The sequence below is a fragment of the Pseudonocardia lacus genome, from assembly GCF_018531445.1.
Taxonomy (GTDB): domain Bacteria; phylum Actinomycetota; class Actinomycetes; order Mycobacteriales; family Pseudonocardiaceae; genus Pseudonocardia; species Pseudonocardia lacus.
This window is the reverse complement of the sequence record NZ_JAHDTH010000006.1, coordinates 1-24,741: the sequence shown is the minus strand read 5'-3', so window position 1 is coordinate 24,741 and position 24,741 is coordinate 1. Positions and strand designations below refer to the sequence as shown.

The window sequence follows — 24,741 nt, the reverse complement described above, 5'->3', positions numbered from 1 at the left end:
ACCGCTCCTTTGCCGGTGACGGACCCGCGACGACCGCGGAGCCGGAGCGCTCACCCATCCCCCGCACCTCCCGTCGTCGCTGTCGGGAAGTCTCGGCACTCGCGGGTCGCAGCTGTATGGGGTCTGGCACCCATGTCGGCGCGGGTACGGCCCGCAATCCGCGCCCGCGCCCGCGCGTTCCGCCGCGCGCGGGCTGGTTGCCGACCCGAATGGACACCGACGGACGTCCGGCTGGAGGCTTCGCCCATGACCCGCACCGCGCGGCCGGACCGGCCCCGCCGCACCCCGGCGCAGGCGCTGTTCCGCCGGCTCGTGCTCATCAACGGCACGGTGTTCACGGCCGGGACGCTCGTGCTGGCGTTCTCGCCGGCCACCGTGTCCTCGCCGATCCTGCTCACCGAGGTGCCCGTCCTGCTGCTGGGCCTGACCATGATCCTCGGCGCCACCACACTGCTGCTGCGGCGCAGCCTCGCCCCGCTGACGGCGCTGACCGCACTCATGGAGCGGGTCGACCTGGTCAGCTCCGACGACCGGCTGGCCGACGCCGGCAACGGCGACCTCGCGCAGTTGATCGCGACGTTCAACGCGATGCTCGACCGGCTCACCGCAGAGCGCAGCGCCAGCAGCGCGCACGCGCTGGCCGCGCAGGAGGGCGAGCGCAGGCGGATCGCCCGCGAGCTGCACGACGAGATCGGCCAGAGCCTGACCGCGGCGCTGCTGTCGCTCAAGCGGGTGGCCGACCGGGCCCCCGCGGAGCTGGCCGACGACCTGCGGATCGTGCGCGACGGGGTGCGCGCGAGCCTCGACGAGGTCCGCCAGGTGGCCCGCAGGCTGCGCCCCGGCGTGCTGGAGGACCTGGGCCTGGCCAGCGCACTGCGGGCGGTGGTCACCGAGTTCACCGAGGCCAGCGGGATCGTGGTGGAGCGCACGGCCGAGTCCGTCCCGGCGGGGTTGACCGACGAGGTGGAGCTGGTGGTCTACCGCGTCGCCCAGGAGTGCCTGACCAACGTCGCCCGCCACGCCGACGCCGACCGCGTGCGGCTCGATCTGCGCGTCGAGGGCAACCGGCTCATCCTGCTGGTGTCCGACGACGGCGTCGGCGGCGTGCGCACCGATGGCGCCGGCATCCGTGGGATGCGCGAGCGCGCCCTGCTCGTGGGCGGGCACCTGCGCATCGACTCGCCGCTCTCGCAGGGCACCGAGGTGCGCCTGACCATCCCCCTCCCGCCCGGACTGGAGCACGCACGGTGACCCCGACCAGGATCCTGCTCGCCGACGACCACGCGCTCGTGCGCCAGGGCCTGCGGATGATCCTCGACGCCGAACCCGACCTGGCGGTGGTCGCCGAGGCGGCCGACGGCGCCGAGGCCGTCGCGGAGGCCGCCGCGACGGAGTTCGACCTGGCCGTGCTCGACATCGCGATGCCGCGGATGACCGGCATCCAGGCGGCCCGGGAGATCTCCCGGCGCGACCCGGGCGCGCGCATCCTGATGCTGTCGATGTACGACAGCGAGCAGTACCTGTTCGCCGCGCTGGAGGCGGGCGCCTGCGGCTACGTGCTGAAGTCGGTCGCCGACCGCGACCTGCTGGAGGCCTGCCGGGCGGCGATGCGCGGCGAGCCGTTCCTCTACCCGGGCGCGGTGACCGCGCTGATCCGCGACTACCTGCAGCGGGTGCGCCGCGGCGAGAAGCCGCCGACGACGGTGCTGACCCCGCGCGAGGAGGAGATCGTCAAGCTCATCGCCGAGGGACACCCGGCGAAGGAGATCGCCGAGACCCTGTTCATCAGCGTCAAGACCGTCGACCGCCACCGCGCGAACATCCTGCACAAGCTGGGCCTGCGCGACCGCCTCGACCTGGCCCGCTACGCGATCCGGGCCGGGCTCATCGAGCCCTGAGCACGGACGCTACGAGCGCTTCCGGGGCGGCGGCGGGGTGCGGTCGGCGGTCATGATCGTCCAGAGGATGGTGCCGACGCTGAGCAGCACCAGCACGACCGCCGACCCGGACATCGCCGCGAGCCCGGCCACGATCGCGATCAGCACCCAGACCGGCACGATCTCGTGCTCGGGCCCGAGCCCGCCGGTCCCGGGGACGACGACCGCATCGACGGGTTCCTGCCCGGCCCGGTCGCCTCCACCACGCACCTCGTCCGCCTCCGCCACCGGTTCACCACCCGTCGTCCCGCCGCTGGTGGCACCCAGTCTTCGACGGGCGGCGACGGTCCACCATGCGGGTCAGCACCCATATCGGACGGGGTACGAGCCGGGTCTGGACCGCCGGTCACCACGAGTGTCCCCCGCCGGAAGTTCGGCGGGTACATCGATGGACCCAGGTTTCTGCTGGGCACGCCCGGGGCCGGCCCTCGTACCGGGCGTACTCGGGCCGGTCCCCGGTGTGGTCAGCGGGAAGCTGGGCCGGCGAGATACGTGGTCAACGTCCGGCGGGGGACACTAGGTTCACCGCCGAGGAGGGCCCGCGGTGGAGTTCGAGTTCGAGCTGGTGCGCCCGGGGCCGCCGCTGGCGCCCTACGCGGAGTCGCTCTGGTGGGCGCGCGGGCAGATCCCCTACCGGCAGGAGCGGATCGCGCCGACGGGGTCGACCGTCGCCGTGCTCGTGCTCGGCGCGCCCATCGTCCAGGTCCCCCGCAACGGCACCGGCGAGCGGTTCGTGGCGACGCACGGCTGGCTGGCCGGGCCGCACGACGGGCCCGTCGTCAACGCACCCACGGCCGAGACGTGGGCCGTCGGCGTCGTCTCGACGCCGGTGGGCTGCCGGGCCCTGTTCGGGACCGGGCCGGCCGAGCTGCGCGGGCGGGTCGTCGACCTGGCGGGCGCGTGGCCCGCGGCCGGGCCGCTGCGCGAGTCGCTGCTGGGGCTCGCCGACCCGCGGGCGGGGCTGGCCATGGTCGAGCACGCCCTGCTGGCCGGCCTGCGCCCGGACGGGCCCGGTGTCGCCCGCTGCGCGGCCGCGGTCGCCGCGCTGGAGGCCGACCCCCGGCGCCCGATCGCCCGGATCGCCGCGGACCTGGGCGTCACCCACGCCCACCTCGACCGCGAGTTCGTGCGGGTCGTCGGGTTGGCGCCGCGCGCGCTCGCCCGCATCCTGCGGCTGCGCAGGCTGCTCGCCCGGATCGACGTCCACTCCGCGGTCGACTGGACCGCGCTGGCCGCGCAGTGGGGCTGGTTCGACCAGAGCCACTTCATCCGCGACTTCCGCCGCCACACCGGCGTCACGCCGACGGCCTACGTGGCCGCGCAGCGCCGCGAGTTCGCCGCCGGGCAGCACGAGCCCGGCTTCGTGCCGGAGAGGTGAAATCCGTACAAGCCGCCGGCCGCGCCGACCTCCAGACTCCTGCCGACCGACCCGGCCGCCACCGAAGGAGCCCCCGTGCGACGCGCGTTCGAGAGCAAGACCGTGATCGACAGGCCGGCCGCCGAGGTGTGGCGCGAGCTCACCGACTGGGAGCGCGCGCCGCGCTGGATGCCCGGGATCGACGCCATGAGCTGCGACGCCGGCACCGCGCCCGGCTCGACCGTCACGTTCCGCACCCGGGGCCGGGCCCGCACCAGCACCATCACGGAGGTGGAGCCCGGACGCGCGCTCACGCTCGTGTCCGTGCAGGGCGGCGTCACCGCCCGCTACACCTACCGGCTGCTCCCCTCCGACGACCGGACCCGCGTCCGACTCACCGCCGACGTGGCCACCGCCGGCCCCTGGGTCGTGCTGGGCCCGGTCGTGCGCGCCGCGATCCGCCGGGCCGACGCCCACCAGCTCACCGCGCTGCGCGAGGTGGTGCAGGGCGGGCGGGTCTGACCCGGGCCGACGGGCGCGGCTACTCGGCTACTCGGAGCCGGTCAGGAACTGCGACTTCTGCCCGAGGTCGGCGATCACCACGTTGGACAGCTGGGGCGGGGTCCCCTCGACCGAGCGCAGGTACATGTTCTGCTTCGGGCTCTGCCCGTCGAAGACCCAGGGGCCGCGCGGGCTGTCGTCGATCGTGCCGACCCCTTCCAGCGCCGCGCTGAGCGAGTCGCCGTCGAGGCCCTTCGTGGTGCGCAGCGCCCGGTCGAGCACGGCGGCCGCGTCCCACATGGACACCGAGTAGCAGGTCGGCAGGACCCGGTAGGCGGCCCGGTAGGCGTCGACGAACGCGACGTTGGCCGGGTTGTCCAGGCGGTCGGAGTAGAACAGCGACGTCCGCACGCCCACCGCGGCCTCGCCCTGCCCGTCCAGGACCCCGCCCTCGGTGAGGAAGCCGGAGCCGTAGAGGGGGATGTCGCCGAGCCCGAACGCGGCGTACTGCTGGACGAACCGCACCGCCTCCGCGCCGGCGAAGAAGCAGAACACCGCACCCGCGCCGGACTCGCGGATCTCCTGCAGGTACGGGCCGAAGTCCTGGGTCTTGCCGAACTCCGGGCCGGCCTGCCCGGCGATCGTGCCGCCCGCCCGCTCGAAGGCCACCTTGAACCCGACGCGCGCCTCGCTGCCCGCGGCGTAGTCCGGGGCGATCAGGAAGACGCCACCGGGGATGTTCTCCTGCGCGAGGTAGGGACCGACCGCCGCGGCCACCTGCGCGTTCTGGAAGGAGGTGCGCCAGATGTAGGGCGTGCGGTGGCGCCCGGTGATGTCCGCGGCGCCGGCGTTGCCGACCAGCAGCAGCTTCTTGGCCCGCACGATGAGCGGCGCCGCGGCCAGCGCGGTCGCCGAGTTCACCAGGCCCACGACGACGTCGACCTGGTCGCTCTGCAGCACCCGCTGCACGGTCGGCACGCCCCGGTCCGGGCTGTCGCCCTCGTCGGCGACGATCGTGGTGACCTGCCGGCCGCCGAGCGTGTTGCCGTGCTGGGCGAGCCACAGCTCCCAGCCGCGCTTCATGTCGCCGCCCAGCGGCTCGTAGACCCCGGACTGGGGAACGACGAGGCCCACCCGCACCGCGGCGCTGGGGTCCGCGACGGCACCCGCCCCCGACGCGCTACCGCCGCACGCGGCGAGCAACGGGGCGCCCGCCACCGCCGCCATCGCGCCTAAGAACCGGCGTCGGCTCAGGTCCGAAGCACTCATCCCGACCGTCCCTCGTCGAACACTGCGTGGGTCGAACACTGCGTGGGGCCACCGACGCACGGATGGTTTGTGATCCCTATCGCACGTCGCTGCGGGACAATAGCGCTCGACTACTCAGCGTCGTCAGCGGGGCAACACTTACACCTGTTCGGGTGAGCTGACCGCTCGTCCGCTCGGCAGGACCTGTCGCGGAAGGCGGCGAACCGCCGGCCGCGCGACACGCCGAGACTCAGCGCCGCCCCGTTCGGAGTACAAAGCGCCACAAGCGCCGCACCCCACCCGGTCCGCCCGGGCACCGCATTTCCGACGATTCTGTTCGGGAATCGTGCGAACACTTCCGGCGTACATTAATCCAGCCGTGAACGGCCACGTCACCGGGCCCTCCCCGGTGCGGGCGAGGTCGGGCGCACCGGGCCGCGGTCAGGCCGTGACCAGCGCCAGGAACCGCTCGACATCGACGCGCAACTGCGCGGGCGCCGTTTCCACACCGGACAGGTGCCGCAGCAGGGCCTGCTGGAACAACCCGTCGAAACCGGCGTAGGCGGCCGAGGACGGCAGCACCGGCACCCCGTCGACGAGCTCGGCGTAGCGCCCGACCACCCGCGTGATCATGTCCTCGAGGATGGCGTCGATCTCGCGGACGTCGTCGCGGAAGGCGGGCTCGAACAGCGACTGGGAGCGCAGGTCGTACCAGAGCCGGTGCATGCGGGCGTCGACGACGAGGGTGCCGGCCATGGCCGCGGCGAACCCCGTGGAGAGCTCCTCGCCGGTGCGGGCGGCCGCGATGACCTCGTCGTAGCGCAGCACGCACACCGCCTTGTAGCGGCGCACGCAGTAGGTGATCAGCTCGACCTTGTCGCGGAAGTAGTAGTGCAGCACGCCGTGCGAGAAGGACGTGTGCTGGGCGATCTCGCGCAGGCTCGTGCGCGCGTAACCGAGCTCGGACAGGGTCTGCAGCGCCGCGTCCGCGAGCTCGCGGCGGCGCTCCTCGAACTTGTCGACCCGTCCGACGGTGGCTGTCATCACGGGTAGGCTAACCGACCCCACCCGTTTGGACACCCGTCCAGACAATTCTTGACACTCGTCCAGATGTCCTCCACCGTGGTGCTCCGCATCACAGGCGACATCACCGGCGATGGCGAGAGGAGCACGGATGAGTCCGTTCGATCTGGCGGGGAAGCGCGCGCTCGTGACCGGGGGCGCCCGCGGACTGGGCGCGGGCATGGCGCAGGCGCTGACCGCGGCCGGGGCCCGCGTGATGATCGCCGACGTGCTCAAGGACGTCGGCGAGCAGACCGCGGCCGGTCTGCAGGGCGGCGGCTTCGTCGAGTTGGACGTCACCGACGACGCGGCCTGGGAGAACGCCGTCGCGCACACCGTGCGCGAGCTCGGCGGCCTCGACGTGCTGGTCAACAACGCCGGCATCGAGGTCACCCAGCTGATCGTGGACACCGACCCCGACGACATCCGCAAGATGCTCGACGTCAACGTCCTCGGCACCATGCTGGGCCTCAAGCACGGCCTGCGGGCCATGCGGCCGGAGGGGGCCGCCGGCGCCGGCGGCACGATCATCAACGTCGCCTCCGTCGCGGCCACCATCGCCTTCCCCGCCATCGCCGGCTACTCCGCCACCAAGTCCGCGGTCGACCGGCTCACCCGGGTCGCGGCCATGGAGTCGGGCAAGCTCGGCTACGGGGTGCGGGTCAACTGCATCTACCCCGGGCTCGTGCCGACCGAGATGGGCGTCAAGCTGGCCGTGGAGACCTCCGGCCTGGGCCTGTTCGAGAGCCCGGACGCGGCCGTCGCCGCGGTCGTCGGGCTGACCCCGTCCGGGCGCCTCGGTGAGGTCACCGACATGGCGGACGCGGTCGTCTTCCTGGCCTCCGACGCGGCCCGCTTCGTCAACGGCGTCGGCCTGCCGGTCGACGGCGGGATGGGGATGTAGCCGTGGCGGACGGGGCGGTCGGGCGGCCGCTGGAGGGGGCGGCGTGGGCCTGACCGCCTACCTGGACAAGGGTGCGTCGCTGGGCGGCGACGCCCCTTGTCTGGTCGGCGACGCGCTGACGCTGACCTACGACGACGTCGTCGAGCACAGCCACGCGGTGGCCGCCGCGCTGGCCCGGGAGGGCGTGCGCGCCGGCGACAAGGTCGCCGTGCTCTCCGGCAACGACCCGCTCGCCTTCGCCACCGTGTTCGGCATCGCCCGCCGCGGCGCCGTCTGGGTGCCGATCAACCCCCGCAACGCGGCGGCGGAGAACCGCGAGCTGCTGGAGCTGTTCGACTGCGTCGCGCTGTTCCACTCGCCCGCCTACGCCGACCTCGTCGCCGACATCGCCCCCCGGCTGCCGGGGCTGCGCACGATCGTGCCGCTGGCCGACATCGTCGCCTGGACCGCCGCCGGCGACGGCACCGAGTACGACGCCACCCCGCCCGACGACACCGTCATGATCGTCGGCACCGGGGGCACCACCGGGCGCCCCAAAGGGGTGCAGCTCGGCGACCGCACGATCGAGACGATGACGGCGATCGTGCTGATGAGCTACCCGTTCCGGGGCCGCCCGGTCTACCTGGCCATGGCCCCGCTGACCCACGCCGCGGGCGTGCTGTGCTTCCCGGTGATGGCGCTGGGCGGGCGGATCGTGGTCATGCCCGCCCCCGACACCACCGCCTTCCTGGCGAACGTGGCCGCTCACCGGGTCACCCACACCTTCCTGCCGCCGACGGTGATCTACCAGCTGCTCGACCACCCGGACCTGCCCGGCACGGACCTGTCGTCGCTGCAGTGCTTCTGGTACGGCGCCGCCCCGATGTCGCCGACCCGGCTGGAGCAGGCGCTGACCGCGATCGGCCCGGTCATGGGCCAGCTGTTCGGCCAGTCCGAGGCCCCGATGATGATCTCGACGCTGCCGCCGGCCGAGCACTTCGCCCTCGACGGCACCGTCGCCCACGAGCGGCTGGCCTCCGCCGGGCGCCCCACCCCGCTGGTCACCGTCGGGATCATGGACGGCGAGGGCAGGCTGCTGGCGACCGGCGAGCGCGGCGAGATCGTGGTGCGCGGCTCGCTCGTGATGACGGGCTACTACGGCAACCCGGAGGCGACGGCCGAGGCGTCGCGGTTCGGCTGGCACCACACCGGCGACATCGGCTACCTCGACGCCGACGGCTACCTGTTCATCGTCGACCGGGCCAAGGACATGATCATCACTGGAGGGTTCAACGTGTACTCCGCCGAGGTCGAGCAGGCCCTCATGGCCCACCCGGACGTCCGCGACTGCGGCGTCGTCGGGCTGCCCGACGACAAGTGGGGCGAGCGGGTGGTCGCCGTCGTGCAGCTGCACCCGGACTCGACCGCCGACGAGGCCGAGCTGATCACCGCGGTGAAGGCCCGGATCGGCAGCGTGAAGGCGCCCAAGCAGGTGCTGATCTGGCCCGACCTGCCCCGCTCGACCGTCGGCAAGGTCCTCAAGACGGCCATCAAGGACCAGCTCCGCTCCGCCTGACCGATGAGATCCGCGGGTCCGCGGTGTCCTACCCGCGAGAGCACCTTCGGCACGGGGAGGCACGACGATGGCGGTCGCGACGGGCGCGGACGCGGGCGCGGTGGCGGACGAGGCGCGGCGGGTGGTCGCCGCGAACACCTACCTGACGCTGGCCACCGCCGACGGCGACGGCCGGCCGTGGGCCACGCCGGTGTGGTTCGCCGACCGCGACCTGGAGGAGTTCGTCTGGGTCTCCCGACCGGGCGCCCGGCACTCCCGCAACATCGCGGCCCGGCCCGCGGTGGGCATCGCCGTCTTCGACTCCAGGGTGGCGGTGGGCGGGGCTTCGGCGGTCTACGTGGAGGCCGAGGCCGCGGAGGTCGACCCCGGCGACCACGCCGCCGCCCTCGCCGTCTACAACGAGCGCACCCGGGAGCAGGGCATCGGCGCCTGGGACGAGCCGAAGGTCACCGGGGACTCGCAGTTCCGGCTGTACCGGGCGCGGGCCTCGCGGGTGTACGTCCTCGACGACCACGACGGCCGGGTCGAGGTGCGCGTCCGCTAGCCGCCACCCTGGATCGCGTCCGCCGCGTCCGCGTCGACCCCCTCCCCCTCGACCCACTCCAGCAGGTCGCCGGGCTGGCACTCCAGCACCCGGCACATCGCCTCCAGGGTGCTGAACCGCACCGCCTTGGCCCGGCCGTTCTTCAGCACCGCGACGTTCGCCGGCGTCAGCCCGACCCGCTCGGCGAACTCGCCGACGCTCATCTTGCGCTTGGCCAGCTCGACGTCGATCCGCACGACGATGGCCATCAGATGACCGCGTCCATGTCGGTGCGCAGCGTGGTGGCCTGCCGCAGCAGCGCCCGCAGCACGATCATCAGCAGCCCCACCACGGTCACGCCGATCACCACCAGGCTCAGCAGCATCGGCACCCCCGGGTCGTCGGCCTGGAAGCCCACCCACAGCCAGATGCCGACGAGCACGAGCCACGCGGCGGCGATCGCCCAGACGATCGAGTCCACCCACACCAGCGCGGCCGGGCTGAAGATCCGGTCCTCCTTGACCAGGGTCAGCAGCTTCCAGGTGGCCACCAGAACCACCTGGACGCACAGCACCAGGAACACCGCGAGGGCGGTCAGCGGCCACCGCAGGGGCGCGTCGGCCGGGGACACCTCGGCCATGTGCGCGAACTGCCCGGGCAGCGACAGCGTCTGGAAGACGACCAGGATCCCGAACAGCAGCACGAGGGACACCCGCAGCGGCAGGACCGCGCGATACTCAGTGAACATAGATCGAGTATCGAGCGCAATCTATCGAAAGTCAATCGATCCGCACCCGCGTTGCCCGCCTGGCACGATGGCGGCATGTCCGTCCCGAACGACGTCACGATCCGGGACGGTGGCCCGGGCGACACCCCGGTGGTCCTGGCCCTGCTCGACGGCGCCGTCGCCTGGCTCGTCGCGAACGGCCGCCCGGGCCAGTGGGGTACCGAGCCGTGGTCGTCGACGCGCGAGCGCGTCGACCGCATCACCGCGATGACCCGCACCGACCGCATCCGGATCGCCGAGGTCGACGGCCGACCGGTCAGCGCGCTGGCCACCTCCCCGACCCCACCGGCCTACGTCGACCCGGCCGACGAGCCGGAGCTGTACGTCACCTTGCTGGTCGGGCGGGGCGGGGGTGCGGCGCTGCTCGCCGACGCCCGCGAGCAGGCGCGGGCACTGGGCGTCGGGCTGCTGCGCGTGGACTGCTACGCGGGGGACGACGGACGGCTCGTCGACTACTACCGCGCGAACGGGTTCAGCCCGGTGCACGCGTTCACCGTCGGGGACTGGCCGGGGCAGGTGCTGGCGCAGCGGGTCTGGCCGCCTACGAGGGGCCCGGCACGTGCTTGGCCCGCAGGTACTCCCCGACCGACTTGCCGATCTGGTCGACCCGCAGGTTGGACGAGCCGCCGCTGCCGAGCAGGCCGGTGAGCACGAGGTGCACCGCGCGCAGGTGCGGCAGCTCGTGGCGGACGATCCGGCCGGCCGCCTCGGGCAGCAGCTGCTTGACCCGCTCGGTGGACAGCGTGGCCCGCAGCCAGTCCCAGTGCGCGGGGTCGGGCACCCACACCCCGACGTTGGAGTTGCCGCCCTTGTCGCCCGCCCTGGCGTGCGCCAGCTCGCCCAGCTCGATCACCGGGCCGTGCGGGACCGGGCCGGAGACCTCCGGGTGCACGGGCTGGGCCAGCTCCTCCGGCGTCGCGGTGCGCGAGGCGACCGGCACCTCGACGCGGGTGCCGTCGCCGAGGACGACGTGGTGGTCGAGCAGCTCGGCCGGCAGCAGCGCCGGCCAGTAGTCCATCCGCGGCCACGGCTCGCCGGCCCGCGGCGCGTGCCCGTCGTGGTGGAAGCCCGGGAAGCCCTGCAGGTACAGCGAGCCCACGGCGGGGGCGAAGCGCAGCAGCGGCTCCGGGTGCCGGGCGGTGGCGATCACCCGGATCGGGACGGTCGCCTCCCACTGGGTGGCCGGGTCGACCGCGGCCACCCCGAGCGGGGTGATGTCGAGCTGGTCGACGTGGCCGTCGAGCTGCTCGCGCAGCTGCGCCCGCAGCAGCTCCACCTTCCCGGCCACGTCCGGCGCGGTGCAGAACAGCATCGTCGAGATCTCGTAGCCGATCGGCGCGAACACCGCGACCTTCGCCGTCGGCGGGGGCGGCGACCCCGTGACCGGGCCGATCGCGACCCGGTCCGGGCCGACCTGCTCCAGCCGCACCGTGTCGAGGTGCACGGTGGCGTCGGGGTTGAGGTAGCGCGGGCCCTGGATCTCGTAGAGCAGCTGCGCGGTCACCGTGTCGACGGTGACCATCCCGCCGTCGGTCGAGTGCTTGGTGATGACGCTGCTGCCGTCGGCGGCGATCTCGGCGATCGGGAACCCCGGCTTCACCATCCCGGGCACCGAGCGGAAGCCCGAGAAGTTGCCGCCGGTGGCATGTGCCCCGCACTCGATGACGTGGCCGGCGGTCACCGCCCCGGCGAGCGCGTCGACGTCGTCGGGGGTCCAGCCGTGCCACCACGCCGCGGGACCCGCGGTCAGCGAGGCGTCGGTGACCCGGCCGGCGATCACGATGTCGGCGCCGGCGGCCAGTGCCGCGGCGATGCCGAACCCGCCCAGGTAGGCGTTCGCCGCGACCGGCTCGACGCCCCAGTCCTTGATCGGCTCACCGGTGTCGAGGTTCTCCATCGCGTGGCCCTCGGCGTGGAACTCCGCGAGCCGGGAGAACACGTCGTCGCCCCCGACGTGGGCCACCTCGAGCGGGAGCCCCGCCTCCGCGACCTTCGCGCGCACCGCGTCGGCCATCCCCGCCGGGTCGAACCCGCCGGCGTTGGTCACGACCTTGATGCCCCGCCGGGCGATCTCGGGCAGGTGCGGGACCAGCTGGTCGAGCGCGTAGCCCACCCACCCCGGCCGACCCCGCCCGGCCGCCGCGGCCAGCGCGGCCAGGGTCACCTCGGCCAGGTAGTCGCCCATCAGGACGTCCACCGGGTCGCCGGCCATGGCCTCGTCGACGGCGGTGTAGCGGTCGCCGAGGTAGCCGGAGACGTTGCCGATCCGCACCGATCGCGCGCTCATGCCCCCACGGTAGGAGCCGATCCGGCCCCGGGCCAGGCCCCAGCTGATCGAACGTCCGGTCCGCACGAGCACCCGCGACTGCGCTCGCGTTCATCAGGATTGGGTATTCGGCACCCCGATCCCGCCTCCGGGGAAACAGGCTCGACACGAACACCGACCTACTCGGCGTCAGGAACGATCCGGGACGAACCGGCGATGATCGATTGTCGAGGACCGATGGCAAGATCCGCCGTACACCTGATCCACGTCCGGCCGAGGATGATGCGGGTCGGTCACCAGTTCTACCCGCTGGCCCAGATCTCGCGCGTGCAGAACACGTACTTCGACGTCAAGAACCCTTTCAGCGGCGGCCACGTACTGCTCGCGCTCGTCGCGGGCGCCCTGTTCGTCGCCGGCGTCGTCGCATCGGCGAGCGGCTCCCGATCCGCCGGGACGAGCGGAGCCGGGGGCGTGCTCTGCGTGCTGGCCCTCGTGGGCCTGGTCGCGGTCCTCATCCACGGGTCGTCGTCGCGGACCAGGTACTACGCGGTGGTGATCGAGACCTCCGGCAACCAGTCGACGCAGCTTTCCGGCCCCGTCGAGCACGAGATCACCGCGCTCACCCACGCGGTCGTCGACGCGATCGAGAACCCGCCGACGAGCGAACGGGTGATCCAGGTAGGAGACAACGTCTTCGTCAACAACTCGGCGGGCGTGCAGGTCGGGAACGGCAACAACCAGGGAGACGTCATCGCCGGGACGCGGCGCTGACGGTCCCGGAAACGCTCCAACGAACGAACGGACAATTCATGGATCCGATCTCCCTGATCCTGGCGGCGCTGGCCGCCGGGGCTGTCGCGGGTGCACAGGGAACCGCGACGGAAGTAGTGAAAGACGCCTACGGGGCGCTACGCGCATCGGTGGCTGCGCGGTTGCGCGGACGCACCGAAGGCGAGGTGGCCCTCCGCGCGCACTCCGACGCCCCGGAGCAGTGGCGCGGTGCGCTGGAGGCCGAACTGGTGCGGGCCGGCGCCGACCGCGACGGGGAGGTCCTGCGAGCGGCCGAACGGCTGATCGGCCTCGTCGACCCGCGCGGTTCGGCGGCGGGCCGCTACGCGGTGAACGTGCGCAACTCACAGGGCGTCCAGATCGGCAACGGCAACACCCAGGGCAACGTCTTCGGCACACCCCCACCCTGGCGGTGAACCCGCCACCGCCCGACCGCGTCCGCGCCGTCAGATCGCCATGGCCGTCCGGACGTCGGTCGCGGCGCCGGTGCCCCCGCTGCCCTCGGCGGTGACCCGCCCCGCGGCCAGCACGTAGTAGCGGCCCGCGGCGTCCAGGGCGAACCCCACGTGCTGCTCGACCAGCAGCACCGACAGCCCTCCCCGACGGGTCAGGTCGAGGATCGTCCGCTCGATCTCGGCGACCACCGAGGGCTGGATGCCCTCGGTGGGCTCGTCGAGGATGAGCAGCCGCGGCTCGGTGATCAGCGCCCGGGCGATGGCCAGCTGCTGGCGCTGCCCTCCCGACAGCAGCCCCGCGCGCCGGCCGAGCAGGCCCTTGAGCGCCGGGAACAGGTCGAGCGCCTCGTCGACCAGCGCGGCGCCCCGGGGCCGGCCGTCCGCCACGACCCGCAGGTTCTCCGCGGTGGTCAGCTGGCCGAAGGACTGCTGGCCCTGCGGCACGTAGGCCAGCCCCCGGCGGACCCGCCGGTTGGGCGGCAGCGCGGTGACGTCCTCGCCGTCGAGCAGGATCCGCCCCGATCGCGCCGGCAGCAGCCCGACCGCCGCCCGCAGCAGCGTCGTCTTGCCCGCCCCGTTGTGGCCCATCACGGCGGCGACGCCGTCGGCGGGCACCTCGATGCTCACCCCGTGCACCACCGTGGTGCGCCCGTAGGCGATGTCCACGTCCTCCATCCGCAGCACGTCAGACCCCCTCGCCGAGCACGATCGCGGCCTCCTCGGCGGTGTGCGAACCCGGCCCGAGGTAGACCTCCTGGACCAGCGGGTCGGCCTGCACCTGGGCCACCGAGCCCTCGGAGAGCACCTTGCCGGCGTGCAGCACGGTCACCGACTTCGCGAACGCGCGCATGAAGTCCATGTCGTGCTCGACGACGACCACGGTGGTGTCGGCGCTGATGCGGCGCAGCAGGTGGCCGGTCTGCTCCTTCTCCTCGCCGCTCATCCCGGCCACCGGTTCGTCGAGCATCAGCAGGCGGGCGTCCTGCACGAGCAGCATGCCGATCTCCAGCCACTGCTTCTGGCCGTGCGCGAGGATCCCGGCCGGGGTGTCGGCCAGCTCGGTGAGCCCGACGGTCTCCATCGCCTCGGCCACCGACGGCGGCACTCCCCGCCGCCTGCGCAGCAGCGTCCAGGCCGAGCGGCCCGACCCGGCGGCGATGTCGAGGTTCTGCAGCACCGACAGCTCCTCGAACACCGTCGCGGTCTGGAAGGTGCGCCCGACGCCCATCCGGGCGATCCGGTGCACCTTGCGCCCGAGCAGGTCCTGGCCGCCGAACTCGGCTCGCCCGGTCGCCGGGACCAGCCCGGACACCGCGTCGATCAACGTGGTCTTGCCGGCGCCGTTCGGCCCGATCAGGAACCGCAGGTCGCCCTGCAGCACCGTCAGGTCGACGTGGTCGACGGCGACGAAGCCGTCGAACGAGACGGTCAGGTCGGTCAGCTCCAGGTAGTCGGCGTTCACGCCTGCGCACCTCCGTGAGCGTGGCGGGGCTCGGTGGCGGGCACGGGCGCCGGGTCGCCGTCGGCCGTCTCGGCGGCGACGGTGGGGTCGGCCGCGGCGATCTTGCGGCGCAGCCCGCGCACCGCGCCCAGCGACGCCAACCCGCCCGGCAGGAACGCCACGACCAGCATGAACATCAGGCCCTGCGCGTAGGTCCAGCCGGAGGGGAACTGCTCGGACAGCGACGTCTCCGCCCAGGCGACGGCGATCGCGCCGAGCACCGGGCCGGCCAGCGTCGTGCGCCCGCCGATGGCCACGCCGATCAGCAGCCCGATGGAGGGGACGATGCCGACGTCGTTGGGCGAGATGATCCCGACGATCGGCACGAACAGCGCCCCGCCGATGCCGGCCATCATCGCCGCCACGGCGAAGGCGACCGTCTTGACCGTGGCCGGGTCGTAGCCCAGGAACCGCACCCGCTCCTCGGAGTCGCGGCAGGCCACCAGCAGCTCGCCGTAGCGGCTCACCATCAGCTGGCGCACCAGCAGCAGCATCGCCAGCAGCACCCCGGCGGCGATGAAGTAGAGCATCTGGCGGTTCACCGGGTCGCGCAGCGAGAAGCCGAAGAACCCGACGAAGTTGTTCAGCCCGGTGGAGCCGCCGGTCGCGGTCGGGTTGCCGATCAGCAGGATCGCGAAGGCCGCGGCCAGCGCCTGCGACAGGATCGCGAAGTACGCCCCGCGCACCCGGCGGCGGAACGTCGCCAGGCCCAGCAGCGCGGCCAGCAGCGCCGGCAGCACCAGGATCGCCACGAGGGTGACCCAGCCGGAGCGGAACGGCTCCCACCAGCCGGGCACGCCGCTGGACGAGATCAGCGCCATGAAGTCGGGCACCCCGTCGGCGCCGGCGTCGGCCAGCTTGAGGTGCATCGCCATCAGGTAGGCGCCGATGCCGAAGAACACGCCCTGGCCCAGGACCAGCATGCCGCCGCGCCCCCAGGCCAGCCCGATGCCGACCGCGACCATGGCGTAGCAGAGGTACTTGCCCAGCAGCCCCAGCCGGAAGCTGGTCAGCACGGCCGGGGCGACCGCGAACAGCAGCACCGCGGCCACCCCGAACCCGACCAGCACGGCCCACCGGCCGCGCAGCGCGCTCACGCGGCTGGCTGCTGTGTCGAATTCGCTCACGCGAGGCTCCTCGTCCGGACCTGGAAGATGCCCTGCGGGCGGGCCTGCAGGAACGCCACCACCAGGGCCAGCAGGATGACCTTGGCGATCGACGCGGTGGTCGAGTACTCCACCCAGGACTGCACGGTCCCGAGCACGAACGCCGCGATCACCGCCCCCTTGATCTGCCCGATGCCGCCCACGATGACCACCAGGAACGCGTCGACGATGTAGCTGGTGCCCAGGTTCGACGAGATCGAGCCCATCAGCGTGAGCACCACCCCCGCCACCCCGGCCAGCCCCGAGCCGATGAAGAACGTCAGCACGTCGGTGCGCCGGGTCGAGATGCCCGAGCTCTCGGCCAGCTGGCGGTTCTGCACGGTGGCCCGGATCCGCCTGCCCAGCGGGGTCAGCCGCAGCGCGAGGCTCAGCGCGACGACGGCCGCGATGGCCAGCGCGAGGATGAACAGCCGCGAGCGCGGGAACGAGAACCCGAGCACCTCGACCGGCCCCGACAGCCACCCCGGCGCCGGCACGTCGACGCCCGCCGTGCCGAAGACGTCGCGGGCCAGCTGTTGCAGGATCAGCGAGACGCCCCAGGTGACCAGCAGCGTGTCCAGCGGCCGGTGGTACATCCGGCGCAGCAGGGTGGCCTCGAGCAGGACGCCCAGCAGCCCGCCCACCAGGAACGCCATCGGCAGCGAGACCAGCAGCGAGAGACCGGCGGCGCCGAGCACCTGCTGCATGACGAACGCCGTGTAGGCGCCGGCCATGATGAACTCGCCGTGGGCCATGTTGATCACGCCCATCTGGCCGAAGGTCAGGGCCAGGCCGAGCGCGGCGAGCAGCAGGATCGAGCCCCCGGACAGGCCGTTGAAGACCTGGGTGACCAGGACGTCCACGGGTGGTCAGCCCGCCAGCCCGCTCGCCCACGGGTAGGACTTGAGGTAGGGGTCCGGCTCGATCGGCCCGTCAGAGCTCCACTCGGTGTAGATCAGCCCGTCCGCCCCGATCTTGCCGATGAGCGCGGTCTTGGCGATGTGGTGGTTCTCGCCGTTGACCGTCACGGTGCCCTCGGGCGCCTCGAAGCTGACGCCGTCGGCCGCGGCCTGGACGTCGGGCACGGCGAACGAGCCCGCCTTCTCGACCATGCCCTTCCACAGGTACAGGGAGGTGTAGGCGGCTTCCATGGGGTCGGAGGTGACCTTCTCCGCGCCGTAGGCGGCCTTGAAGTCCGCGACGAACTTCTCGTTCGCCGGGCTGGCGATGGTCTGGTAGTAGTTCCAGGCCACCGGCTGGCCGACGATGTTGTCCACCCCGATGCCGCCGACCTCCTCCTCGGCGATCGACACCGAGAGCACCGGCATCGTCTCGGCGGTCAGGCCGAGGTTCTTGTACTCCTTGAAGAACGCGACGTTGGAGTCGCCGTTGAGGGTGTTGAACACCGCCGCGGCCCCGGCGTCGCGGACCTTCGCGACGATCGTGGCGAAGTCGGTGTGCCCGAGCGGGGCGTACTCCTCGCCCTTGACCTCGATCCCGTTCGCCTCGGCGTACGCCTTGATGATCTTGTTGGCGGTCTGCGGGAAGACGTAGTCGCTGCCCACCAGGAACAGGCTCGTGACGCCGGACTCCTTGAGGTAGTCCAGCGCCGGGATGATCTGCTGGTTGGTGGTCGCGCCGGTGTAGAAGATGTTCTCCGACGACTCCAGGCCCTCGTACTGCACCGGGTAGAACAGCAGCGCGTCGTTCGACTCGAACACCGGCAGCATCGCCTTGCGCGACGACGACGTCCACCCGCCGAAGACGGCGGCCACGCAGTCGTCGCGGATCAGCTTGTCGGCCTTCTCCGCGAACACCGTCGGCTCCGACGCCCCGTCCTCGGCCACGATCTCGAGCTGCTTGCCCAGCACCCCGCCCGCCGCGTTGATCTGCGTCGCGGCCAGCTCCAACGAGTTGAAGACGGTGTTCTCGCTGATCGCCATCGTGCCCGACCGCGAGTTCAGGAAGCCGATCTTCACGCTGTCGCCGGAGGTGTCGACGCAGGACTCCGCGGTGGCCCCGCCACCGGCGTCGTCGACGCGGGAACCACACGCCGACAGCGCCAGTCCGAGCACCAGCACCGCGGCCGTGGCCGCGCTGCGCCGGGCAGGAAAACGACTCATGGGCAGTCGCCTCTCGACTCGTCGGAAGGCACGACGAAAACAGCGATCTGGAACCGCGGGCCCCCGCCCCGATCGGTGATCACCTGCGGGATACGTGCCGGCATCCAGCAGGGCGGAGCCTATGCATTCCCCGTGTCACCGGAAGAGTCGCTCGGTAACGGACCTGTTTCCGGAAAATCCGCGCAGAAGGGCCGGTGGATACGCCCGCGTAACAGGTACCGCCGGGTGCGGGATTGCGTGCGGCGGGCCCTCGCCCGGACGGCTGCGCCCCGGTCGCGCCGCCGGTCCCGGAGCGCGACGGGGCGACCGGGGTCACTCGGAGTCGCCACTGACCGCACACTCAGTAGCCACCGCGCACATGTCAGGGTCTGTGCACGGCAACCACCACGTGTGCACGGTGAGGAGAGGTGTGCGCGGCCCTACTCCCCGGCGGCGTCGGCCAGCAGCAACCCGCGCGCCTCCCCCGCCGTCACCACGCTCCCGGTCACCAGCACCCCGCCCCGGTCCGCGGCCCCCCGCGACCGCGCCCAGTCCAGCGCGACATCGAGCGCACCGGCGAGGCCCGGCTCGACGAGCACCCGGTCCGCCCCCAGCACCCCCCGCGCCACCTCCGCGAGCTCCCCGGCCGGGATGCACCGCGGCGAGGAGTTCTCGGTGACCACGACGAGGTCGGCGCAGTCGCGCAGGGCCCGCAGCACGCCGGCGCAGTCCTTGCCGTCCAGCACCGCCAGCACGACGGCGAGGCGGGTGGTCCGGCGCGCCTCGACGAGGGCGGCGGCGGTGGCGGCCATGCCGTGCGGGTTGTGCGAGGCGTCGACCAGGACCGGTGGGTCGTGGCGGACGGGCTCCAGCCGGCCGGGGGAGGTGAGCTCGGCCAGCACCGGGCGCACGACGTCGGCGGACAGCTCGGTGCCGTTCCGGGCGAGGAACTCCTGGGCCGCCGCCACCGCGACCCGGACGTTCTCGGCCTGGTGCGCGCCGAGCAGCGGCAGCCGCAGGTCGGGGAGGTCGGTGGTGGCCGTGCGCAGGTGCAGGACCTGCCCGTCGGGCAGGGGTTCGCGGGCGACGAGCCGGACCGTGTCGGCGGCGTCGCGCACCTGCGCCCCGACGCGGGCGCCGTGCCGGGCGATGATCCGCCCGACCTCCGGCAGCTGCGCGGCCAGCACGGCGGTCGCGCCCGCCTTGATGATCCCGGCCTTCTCGGCCGCGATGGTGACCTCGTCCGGCCCGAGGTACTCGGTGTGGTCGAGCGCGATGGGGGTGAGCACCGCGACCCGGCCGTCGAGCACGTTGGTGGCGTCCCACGACCCGCCCATGCCGACCTCGACGACCGCGGCGTCGACCCCGGCCTCGGCGAACGTCAGGATCGCCATCGCCGTGACGGCCTCGAAGAACGACACCGGCACCGGCCCGGCCGCGTCGACCTCCTCCAGCGCGGGCCGGACGCGGTGGTACGCCTCGACGAACCGGGGTCCGTCGACGGGCACGCCGTCGACCACGATGCGCTCGCGCACCGAGTCCAGGTGCGGGCTGGTGTAGCGCCCGACCGACAGCCCCGACCCGCGGAGCAGCCCGTCGATCACCCTGGCGGTCGTGGACTTGCCGTTCGTGCCGGTGACGTGCACGACCGGCAGCCCGCACTGCGGCGACCCGAGTGCCGCGACGACCGCCCGGATGCGGTCGAGGCTGGGCTTGAGGCGGTGCTCGGGCGAGCGGGCCAGCAGTGCCCGCTCGACCTCGGCGAGACCCACGTCGGACGTGGGTCGGGCCGGCGCACTCATCGGACGACCTCGGCCAGTTCGGCAGGCGCCCCGCCCAGCGCGGCGACCACGCGCACGGCGTCGACCGAGGAGGCCACGTCGTGCACCCGCACCGCCCACGCCCCCGCCCGGGCGGCCAGCACGGTCGTGGCGAGCGTGGCCGCGTCGCGCCGCTCCGGCGGGTGCCCGTCCGACCCGCCCGGCAGGGCCGCGGCCAGGAACCCCTTGCGCGAGGCGCCCACCAGCAGGGGGAACCCGAGGTCGACGAGCCGGTCGAGGTGCGCGAGCAGGGTCCAGTTGTGCGCGGGGCGCTTGGCGAAGCCGAGCCCCGGGTCGAGGACCAGGCGGGCGGCGTCGACCCCAGCCGCCAGGGCGTCGTCGACGCGGGCGAGGAGTTCGGCGGCGACCTCGCCGACGACGTCGTCGTAGACGGCGGTGGCGTACATGTCGCGGCTGTCGCCGCGGGCGTGGGTGAGCACCCAGCCGACCCCGGCGGCGGCCACGACCGCGCCCATGTCCGGGTCGGCCCGCCCGCCGCTGACGTCGTTGACCAGCACGGCGCCCGCCTCGACCGCCCGGGCGGCGACGCGGGCCCGGGTGGTGTCCACGCTCACCGCGACGCCCCCCGCGGCCAGCTCGGCCACCACCGGCAGCACCCGGTCGAGCTCGCGCGCCGGGTCGACGCGCTCCGCGCCGGGCCGGGTCGACTCGCCCCCGACGTCGACGTAGTCGGCCCCGGCCGCCCACAGCTGCCGGCCGTGCCGCACGGCGGCCGCGGTGGTGGCGTAGAGCCCGCCGTCGGAGAACGAATCGGGGGTCACGTTGACCACGCCCATGACCAGCGTCCGCCGCCGGGGGTGCGTGCGGGGTACCGGGGGATCCAGCTGGGCCGTCGAGATCCCGGGCGCGCGTCCGGCGAGGGGCGCTTGGCAGCGGTCGGTCGGGTCGCCGAGCATCACGGGCCGCTCCTCGGGGTCGACCGTAGACGCTATTCACCCGCGGGCCCCGCGCCATCTCGCGCATGACCGGTCTCGGGCCGGTCACCCGTCGGGACCCGGCTGCGACCATTGACGTAGACCGTCGCCGAGGAGGGCCGGATGGCCGAGAACGCAGTCCTGGTCGAGCGCCGCGGGCCCGTGGTGCTCGTCGGGCTGAACCGCCCGGAGAAGCGCAACGCGGTCGACCGCGACACCGCCGAGCGGCTGGCCGACGCCTTCCGCGCCTTCGACGACGACCCCGACGCCGCCGTCGCGGTGCTGCACGGGACGGGCGCGTCCTTCTGCTCCGGCGCCGACCTGCACGCCGTCAGCGCGGGGCGCGGCAACCGCGTCGAACCCGACGGCGACGGCCCGATGGGGCCGACCCGGCTGCGGCTGGGCAAGCCGGTGGTCGCCGCGGTGCACGGCCACGCCGTGGCCGGCGGTCTGGAGCTGGCCCTGTGGGCCGACCTGCGGGTCGCCGACGAGACGGCGGTGTTCGGGGTGTTCTGCCGGCGGTGGGGCGTCCCGCTGATCGACGGCGGCACGGTGCGGCTGCCGCGGCTGGTCGGGCAGAGCCGGGCGATGGACATGGTGCTCACCGGCCGGCCCGTCGACGCGCGGGAGGCGCTGGCGATGGGCCTGGCGAACCGGGTCGTGCCGGCCGGGCGGGCCCTGGACGCCGCCGTCGGGCTCGCCCAGGAGCTGGCCGACTTCCCGCAGGCCTGCCTGCGCCACGACCGCGCATCCCTGCTGGAGCAGGCCCACCTCGACGAGGGGGCGGCGATGCGCAACGAGTTCGCGCACGGCCGGGCCTCGCTGGCGGCCGACACCGCCGCCGGGGCGGCCCGGTTCGCCTCGGGGGCGGGGCGTCACGGCTCCTTCGACGACTGACCAGCCGGCACGGGCTCCGGCGCGACCGCCGCCTTCGGGCGCCGGTTCAGCAGGGTGGTGGCCGTGCCGGCGAGCAGCCCCCAGAACGCCGCGCCGATGCCGAGGAAGCCGACGCCCGCCGCGGTGACCGCGAAGGTGAGCACCGCGGCCTCCCTGCCGTCCGGCTCGGCGGTCGCGGACGTGAGGGCCCCGCCCAACGCGCCCAGCAGGGCGAGCCCCGCGACCGCCTCGACCAGCACCGGGGGCGAGGCCAGCAGCACCGCGGTCGCCGGGCCGGCAGCCAACCCGAGCAGCCCCAGCGCCACGCCGTTGCTCACCGAGGCGATCCAGCGCCGGGACGGGTCGGGGCCGGCGTCCGGTCCGGCGGAGAGCGCCGCGCTGATCGCGGCCAGGTTGACCGCGTGCCCGCCGACCGGGGCACCGGCCGCGGTGGCCAGTCCCGTCGCGACGAGGATCGGGCGCAGCGGCGGGCGGTAGCCGAACTGGGCCATGACCGCCATGCCGGGCACGTTCTGCGCGGCCATGGTGACCAGGAACAGCGGCAGCCCGACGCTGGCCAGCGTGGCCGGGTCGAACACCGGTGCCGTCCAGACCAGGGCCGGGGCGACGCCGACGCCGCCCGCCGTCGGGTCGGGGCCGGTGAGCAGCACGAGCGGGACGGCCACGGCCAGCGCCGCCGGCACCGCCCACGGCCGCGCGAACCGTCCGACCAGCAGCCACACCCCGATCACCGGCGCGGCCAGCGCCGGCACCTCGGCCAGCGCGCGCACCGGGGCCAGGCACAGCGGCAGCAGCACCCCGGCCAGCATCGCCCCGGCCACCGGGCCGGGGATCGCGCCGATCAGCCGTCCGAGCGCGGGCACGAGCCCGGCGAGCGCGATGAGCGCGCCGCACACCAGGAACGCCCCGACCGCGGCCGGGAACCCGTCGGCCGGCGCGCCGGAGGCGATCAGCAGCGCCGCGCCGGGCGTGGACCAGGCGATGCTGATCGGCACCCGATGGCGCAGCCCCAGCACGACGGCCACGATCGCGCTGGCCACGCAGACCGTCAGCAGCCCGGACGCCGCCTGGGCCGGGTCGGCGCCCATCGCCCGCAGGCCGGTCAGGACCACGGCGAACGAACCGCCGAAGCCCACGAGCGCCGCCACCACGCCGGCCAGCACCGGTTGCCATCGCACGAGCACCCCTCCGATCGTTCCGTAAACGGAACGGTTGATCAGGGTGCACCATAACCGCGTGGAGCCCCAGCCGACAACCACCGGCCCCGCCCCGCCGGCCCTCGCCGCCGGGAGCGCCGACGTCGGACCCCGGGTGCGCGCCCTGCGCGAGGAGCGCGGGATCTCGCTGTCGGAACTGGCCCGCCGCGCGTCGGTGGGCAAGGCCACGCTGTCGGGCCTGGAGACCGGCACCCGCAACCCCACCCTGGAGACCCTGCAGGCCGTCGCCGCGGCGCTCGCCGTGCCGCTCACCGCGCTGCTGGGCGGGGCCGCCGCGGTCGCGACGGGCGCGCTGCGCGGCACGGCGGTCGACATCGCCCTGCTGCGCGTCTTCGACGACGGCCCGGTGACCTACGAGCTCTACCGGATGCGCGTGCCGGCCGGGCTCTCCCAGACCTCCCCCGCCCACCACGCCGGCGTCAGCGAGCACGTCACGGTGTTCGCCGGGCACCTGCGCACCGGCCCGCTCGACCACCCGCTGCTCGCCGGGCCGGGCGAGTACGTGGAGTGGCGCGCCGACGTCCCGCACGGCTACGCCGCGCTCGGCGGCACCGACGTGCTCGCCGGCCTGCTGATCCGCTACCCCAGGCCCGCCCCGCGCTGACCCCGGGCACGCGGCGGGGGCGGCCGCGACCGCGACCGCCCCCGCCGGACCGTGCGTCAGATGCAGGCCGCGACCTTGGCCGTGCCGATCGCGACGCCCTCGCCGAACAACGACACGCCGAACGTCTCGTTCAGCGCGGCCGCCGCCTCCGCGGTCAGCGTCGCGCGCACGCCGCGCACGGTGACGCCCTTCTCGTCGCCCTCGACCGAGGCCTGCGAGGCGTCCAGCGCCAGCAGCGGGACGCGGGTGTCGGTGCCGCTCACCCGCGCGGTGAGGACGCCGGCGGTGGTGTCGATGACGAAGTCCTCGACGCCGAGGCCGACCTCGCCCGCGCTGAACCGCAGGCCGCCGGAGTGCTCGACGGTGCCGGCGGTGGTGGCGGGGTCCAGCGACCCGCCGGTGATCGGGAAGCCGACCTTGGCGCCCTTGGCGTGGGCGTCACCGGTCGGGGCGACCGACACGCCGTTGTCGGCGAGCAGGGCGGCGGTGTCCGCGTCGAGCTTCAGGGTGGTCTCCCCGCCCTGGAGGTCGACCGCGCCGTCGTGCTCGTGCGGGTGGGTCATGGGGGCGACGGCGGCGGCCGGCGCCGCCGTCGCGGGGGCCGCCACGGCCAGGCTCGCGGCTCCCACCGCGACCGTGACCATGGTGACGCGAAGAACTCGACGCAACGACATCGCTGCTTTCCTCCGGGGTTCTCGGACGGGCCACACGGGGTGTGGGCGGAGCCCCGATGGCCCCGTCACCCGATCCGGTGACGACGGTAAGGCCATCTCCGAAGTTGCACAACTTATGCACAACTTTGTTCGTCACACCGACGAGCCGCCCGGCTCCGCGCGACCGGAGCGCGCAGACTGTGCGGGCGGGCCGTCCGGTCCGGCGGTGCGCAACGGCGGGGGCGGGACGGGTGCCGGCTGAGCAGGAAGACGCGGGCGACGTGCTCGGCGTCGCCGCGGTCGCGCGGCGGATCGGCGTGGCCCCGGCGACCCTGCGGTCCTGGCACCGCCGCTACGGCATCGGGCCCTCGGCGTACAGCAGCGGCGCCCGGCGCGCGTACACCGCCGAGGACGTGGCCCGGCTGGAGGCGATGCACGCCGCGATGGTCCGCGGCTCGTCGGCCGCCGACGCCGCCCGCGGCG

28 protein-coding genes are annotated in these 24,741 nt (G+C 73.9%); 13 read left to right on the top strand and 15 right to left on the bottom strand.

What is annotated here, in order from left to right; all coding sequences use genetic code 11:
- The first annotated feature begins 246 nt into the window (after positions 1-246).
- Together KIK08_RS02660 and KIK08_RS02655 are read left to right on the top strand one after the other, a co-directional pair.
- On the top strand, positions 247-1,251 hold the full coding sequence (locus KIK08_RS02660; RefSeq protein WP_214401340.1) for a HAMP domain-containing sensor histidine kinase: 1,005 nt from the start codon (positions 247-249) through the stop codon (positions 1,249-1,251).
- Entirely contained in the window at positions 1,248-1,898 is a 651-nt protein-coding gene (locus tag KIK08_RS02655; RefSeq protein ID WP_308257345.1) for a response regulator, read from the top strand. The genes KIK08_RS02660 and KIK08_RS02655 overlap by 4 nt, the downstream gene beginning before the upstream one ends.
- Before the next feature lie 9 nt (positions 1,899-1,907).
- Here the strand turns inward: KIK08_RS02655 and KIK08_RS02650 are convergent, their stop codons facing one another.
- Entirely contained in the window at positions 1,908-2,165 is a 258-nt protein-coding gene (locus KIK08_RS02650; protein WP_214401339.1) for a hypothetical protein, read from the bottom strand.
- Positions 2,166-2,481: 316 nt separating this feature from the next.
- On the opposite strand from KIK08_RS02650, the gene KIK08_RS41470 reads away from it, so the two are divergent.
- Together KIK08_RS41470 and KIK08_RS02640 are read left to right on the top strand one after the other, a co-directional pair.
- A complete protein-coding gene (locus KIK08_RS41470) occupies positions 2,482-3,315 on the top strand; it encodes a helix-turn-helix domain-containing protein (RefSeq protein ID WP_214401338.1) in 834 nt (277 codons plus the stop codon).
- A gap of 75 nt (positions 3,316-3,390) precedes the next feature.
- Positions 3,391-3,816 (top strand): SRPBCC family protein, encoded by a 426-nt coding sequence (locus KIK08_RS02640; protein ID WP_214401337.1) that lies wholly within the window; start codon positions 3,391-3,393, stop codon positions 3,814-3,816.
- Positions 3,817-3,843: 27 nt separating this feature from the next.
- Here KIK08_RS02640 and KIK08_RS02635 read toward each other — a convergent pair whose 3' ends face one another.
- Positions 3,844-5,022, bottom strand: a complete 1,179-nt coding sequence (locus KIK08_RS02635; RefSeq protein WP_214401336.1) for an ABC transporter substrate-binding protein — start codon at positions 5,020-5,022, stop codon at positions 3,844-3,846.
- 462 nt (positions 5,023-5,484) lie between these two features.
- A complete protein-coding gene (locus KIK08_RS02630; protein ID WP_214401335.1) occupies positions 5,485-6,087 on the bottom strand; it encodes a TetR/AcrR family transcriptional regulator in 603 nt (200 codons plus the stop codon).
- Positions 6,088-6,217: 130 nt separating this feature from the next.
- Between KIK08_RS02630 and KIK08_RS02625 the strand changes: the two genes are divergently transcribed.
- The 3 genes from KIK08_RS02625 to KIK08_RS02615 all read left to right on the top strand — a co-directional run bounded on the left by KIK08_RS02625 (position 6,218) and on the right by KIK08_RS02615 (position 9,108).
- Positions 6,218-7,009 (top strand): SDR family NAD(P)-dependent oxidoreductase, encoded by a 792-nt coding sequence (locus tag KIK08_RS02625; protein WP_214401334.1) that lies wholly within the window; start codon positions 6,218-6,220, stop codon positions 7,007-7,009.
- A gap of 43 nt (positions 7,010-7,052) precedes the next feature.
- Positions 7,053-8,564, top strand: a complete 1,512-nt coding sequence (locus KIK08_RS02620; protein WP_214401333.1) for an AMP-binding protein — start codon at positions 7,053-7,055, stop codon at positions 8,562-8,564.
- A 67-nt stretch (positions 8,565-8,631) separates the two neighbouring features.
- Entirely contained in the window at positions 8,632-9,108 is a 477-nt protein-coding gene (locus KIK08_RS02615) for a pyridoxamine 5'-phosphate oxidase family protein (protein ID WP_214401332.1), read from the top strand.
- Here the strand turns inward: KIK08_RS02615 and KIK08_RS02610 are convergent.
- Positions 9,105-9,356 carry a helix-turn-helix domain-containing protein gene (locus KIK08_RS02610; protein ID WP_214401331.1) on the bottom strand — a complete coding sequence of 84 codons (252 nt, stop codon included), beginning with the start codon at positions 9,354-9,356 and terminating at the stop codon, positions 9,105-9,107. The genes KIK08_RS02615 and KIK08_RS02610 overlap by 4 nt on opposite strands.
- Positions 9,356-9,835: a DUF2975 domain-containing protein gene (locus KIK08_RS02605; protein ID WP_214401330.1), complete on the bottom strand. Its 480-nt coding sequence runs from the start codon at positions 9,833-9,835 to the stop codon at positions 9,356-9,358. The genes KIK08_RS02610 and KIK08_RS02605 overlap by 1 nt, the downstream gene beginning before the upstream one ends.
- Before the next feature lie 75 nt (positions 9,836-9,910).
- On the opposite strand from KIK08_RS02605, the gene KIK08_RS02600 reads away from it, so the two are divergent.
- Positions 9,911-10,522, top strand: coding sequence for a GNAT family N-acetyltransferase (locus KIK08_RS02600; protein ID WP_250556168.1), 612 nt, complete (start codon positions 9,911-9,913; stop codon positions 10,520-10,522).
- Here the strand turns inward: KIK08_RS02600 and KIK08_RS02595 are convergent.
- Positions 10,416-12,161 carry an acyclic terpene utilization AtuA family protein gene (locus tag KIK08_RS02595; protein ID WP_214401329.1) on the bottom strand — a complete coding sequence of 582 codons (1,746 nt, stop codon included), beginning with the start codon at positions 12,159-12,161 and terminating at the stop codon, positions 10,416-10,418. The two genes, KIK08_RS02600 and KIK08_RS02595, sit on opposite strands and share 107 nt — an antisense overlap.
- Positions 12,162-12,356: 195 nt before the next feature.
- On the opposite strand from KIK08_RS02595, the gene KIK08_RS02590 reads away from it, so the two are divergent.
- Both KIK08_RS02590 and KIK08_RS02585 read left to right on the top strand, forming a co-directional pair.
- Positions 12,357-12,911 (top strand): DUF6232 family protein, encoded by a 555-nt coding sequence (locus KIK08_RS02590; protein ID WP_308257351.1) that lies wholly within the window; start codon positions 12,357-12,359, stop codon positions 12,909-12,911.
- 38 nt (positions 12,912-12,949) lie between these two features.
- Positions 12,950-13,345 carry a Het-E N-terminal domain-containing protein gene (locus tag KIK08_RS02585; protein ID WP_214401327.1) on the top strand — a complete coding sequence of 132 codons (396 nt, stop codon included), beginning with the start codon at positions 12,950-12,952 and terminating at the stop codon, positions 13,343-13,345.
- Positions 13,346-13,375: 30 nt separating this feature from the next.
- On the opposite strand, the gene urtE is transcribed toward KIK08_RS02585, so the two are convergent.
- The 7 genes from urtE to folP form a co-directional block, all read right to left on the bottom strand.
- The gene (gene urtE / locus KIK08_RS02580) at positions 13,376-14,059 is read right to left on the bottom strand and encodes an urea ABC transporter ATP-binding subunit UrtE (protein ID WP_250556167.1); all 684 of its coding nucleotides are present in this window, start codon (positions 14,057-14,059) and stop codon (positions 13,376-13,378) included.
- Positions 14,060-14,069: 10 nt separating this feature from the next.
- Complete coding sequence (gene urtD / locus KIK08_RS02575; protein ID WP_214401325.1) at positions 14,070-14,846, bottom strand: urea ABC transporter ATP-binding protein UrtD; 777 nt, start codon at positions 14,844-14,846, stop codon at positions 14,070-14,072.
- On the bottom strand, positions 14,843-16,012 hold the full coding sequence (gene urtC, locus KIK08_RS02570) for an urea ABC transporter permease subunit UrtC (RefSeq protein ID WP_214401324.1): 1,170 nt from the start codon (positions 16,010-16,012) through the stop codon (positions 14,843-14,845). Before urtC ends, urtD begins: the two co-directional genes overlap by 4 nt.
- Complete coding sequence (gene urtB / locus KIK08_RS02565) at positions 16,009-16,893, bottom strand: urea ABC transporter permease subunit UrtB (RefSeq protein WP_214401323.1); 885 nt, start codon at positions 16,891-16,893, stop codon at positions 16,009-16,011. The genes urtC and urtB overlap by 4 nt, the downstream gene beginning before the upstream one ends.
- Positions 16,894-16,899: 6 nt before the next feature.
- The gene (gene urtA, locus KIK08_RS02560) at positions 16,900-18,153 is read right to left on the bottom strand and encodes an urea ABC transporter substrate-binding protein (protein WP_214401322.1); all 1,254 of its coding nucleotides are present in this window, start codon (positions 18,151-18,153) and stop codon (positions 16,900-16,902) included.
- A gap of 419 nt (positions 18,154-18,572) precedes the next feature.
- Positions 18,573-19,934 carry a bifunctional folylpolyglutamate synthase/dihydrofolate synthase gene (locus KIK08_RS02555; protein WP_214401321.1) on the bottom strand — a complete coding sequence of 454 codons (1,362 nt, stop codon included), beginning with the start codon at positions 19,932-19,934 and terminating at the stop codon, positions 18,573-18,575.
- Positions 19,931-20,749 carry a dihydropteroate synthase gene (gene folP, locus KIK08_RS02550; protein WP_214401395.1) on the bottom strand — a complete coding sequence of 273 codons (819 nt, stop codon included), beginning with the start codon at positions 20,747-20,749 and terminating at the stop codon, positions 19,931-19,933. The genes KIK08_RS02555 and folP overlap by 4 nt, the downstream gene beginning before the upstream one ends.
- 261 nt (positions 20,750-21,010) lie before the next feature.
- Between folP and KIK08_RS02545 the strand changes: the two genes are divergently transcribed.
- Positions 21,011-21,784 (top strand): crotonase/enoyl-CoA hydratase family protein, encoded by a 774-nt coding sequence (locus KIK08_RS02545; RefSeq protein WP_214401320.1) that lies wholly within the window; start codon positions 21,011-21,013, stop codon positions 21,782-21,784.
- On the opposite strand, the gene KIK08_RS02540 is transcribed toward KIK08_RS02545, so the two are convergent.
- Positions 21,763-22,968, bottom strand: coding sequence for a benzoate/H(+) symporter BenE family transporter (locus tag KIK08_RS02540; protein WP_214401319.1), 1,206 nt, complete (start codon positions 22,966-22,968; stop codon positions 21,763-21,765). The genes KIK08_RS02545 and KIK08_RS02540 overlap by 22 nt on opposite strands.
- Positions 22,969-23,020: 52 nt before the next feature.
- Between KIK08_RS02540 and KIK08_RS02535 the strand changes: the two genes are divergently transcribed.
- Entirely contained in the window at positions 23,021-23,605 is a 585-nt protein-coding gene (locus KIK08_RS02535) for an XRE family transcriptional regulator (RefSeq protein WP_214401318.1), read from the top strand.
- A gap of 56 nt (positions 23,606-23,661) precedes the next feature.
- On the opposite strand, the gene KIK08_RS02530 is transcribed toward KIK08_RS02535, so the two are convergent.
- Positions 23,662-24,234 (bottom strand): HtaA domain-containing protein, encoded by a 573-nt coding sequence (locus KIK08_RS02530; protein ID WP_214401317.1) that lies wholly within the window; start codon positions 24,232-24,234, stop codon positions 23,662-23,664.
- A gap of 275 nt (positions 24,235-24,509) precedes the next feature.
- On the opposite strand from KIK08_RS02530, the gene KIK08_RS41465 reads away from it, so the two are divergent.
- On the top strand, positions 24,510-24,741 hold a 232-nt coding region (locus tag KIK08_RS41465), incomplete at its 3' end, for a MerR family transcriptional regulator (RefSeq protein WP_308257344.1).

Excerpts from the sequence above, each read along its gene's own strand:
- KIK08_RS02660 (WP_214401340.1), top strand. The coding sequence starts at position 247 with ATGACCCGCACCGCGCGGCCGGACCGGCCCCGCCGCACCCCGGCGCAG.
- KIK08_RS02635 (WP_214401336.1), bottom strand. The coding sequence starts at position 5,022 with ATGGCGGCGGTGGCGGGCGCCCCGTTGCTCGCCGCGTGCGGCGGTAGC.
- KIK08_RS02630 (WP_214401335.1), bottom strand. The coding sequence starts at position 6,087 with ATGACAGCCACCGTCGGACGGGTCGACAAGTTCGAGGAGCGCCGCCGC.
- KIK08_RS02625 (WP_214401334.1), top strand. The coding sequence starts at position 6,218 with ATGAGTCCGTTCGATCTGGCGGGGAAGCGCGCGCTCGTGACCGGGGGC.
- KIK08_RS02615 (WP_214401332.1), top strand. The coding sequence starts at position 8,632 with ATGGCGGTCGCGACGGGCGCGGACGCGGGCGCGGTGGCGGACGAGGCG.
- KIK08_RS02610 (WP_214401331.1), bottom strand. The coding sequence starts at position 9,356 with ATGGCCATCGTCGTGCGGATCGACGTCGAGCTGGCCAAGCGCAAGATG.
- KIK08_RS02605 (WP_214401330.1), bottom strand. The coding sequence starts at position 9,835 with ATGTTCACTGAGTATCGCGCGGTCCTGCCGCTGCGGGTGTCCCTCGTG.
- KIK08_RS02600 (WP_250556168.1), top strand. The coding sequence starts at position 9,911 with ATGTCCGTCCCGAACGACGTCACGATCCGGGACGGTGGCCCGGGCGAC.
- KIK08_RS02595 (WP_214401329.1), bottom strand. The coding sequence starts at position 12,161 with ATGAGCGCGCGATCGGTGCGGATCGGCAACGTCTCCGGCTACCTCGGC.
- KIK08_RS02590 (WP_308257351.1), top strand. The coding sequence starts at position 12,357 with ATGATCGATTGTCGAGGACCGATGGCAAGATCCGCCGTACACCTGATC.
- KIK08_RS02585 (WP_214401327.1), top strand. The coding sequence starts at position 12,950 with ATGGATCCGATCTCCCTGATCCTGGCGGCGCTGGCCGCCGGGGCTGTC.
- urtE (WP_250556167.1), bottom strand. The coding sequence starts at position 14,059 with ATGGAGGACGTGGACATCGCCTACGGGCGCACCACGGTGGTGCACGGG.
- urtA (WP_214401322.1), bottom strand. The coding sequence starts at position 18,153 with ATGAGTCGTTTTCCTGCCCGGCGCAGCGCGGCCACGGCCGCGGTGCTG.
- KIK08_RS02555 (WP_214401321.1), bottom strand. The coding sequence starts at position 19,934 with ATGAGTGCGCCGGCCCGACCCACGTCCGACGTGGGTCTCGCCGAGGTC.
- folP (WP_214401395.1), bottom strand. The coding sequence starts at position 20,749 with ATGGGCGTGGTCAACGTGACCCCCGATTCGTTCTCCGACGGCGGGCTC.
- KIK08_RS02545 (WP_214401320.1), top strand. The coding sequence starts at position 21,011 with ATGGCCGAGAACGCAGTCCTGGTCGAGCGCCGCGGGCCCGTGGTGCTC.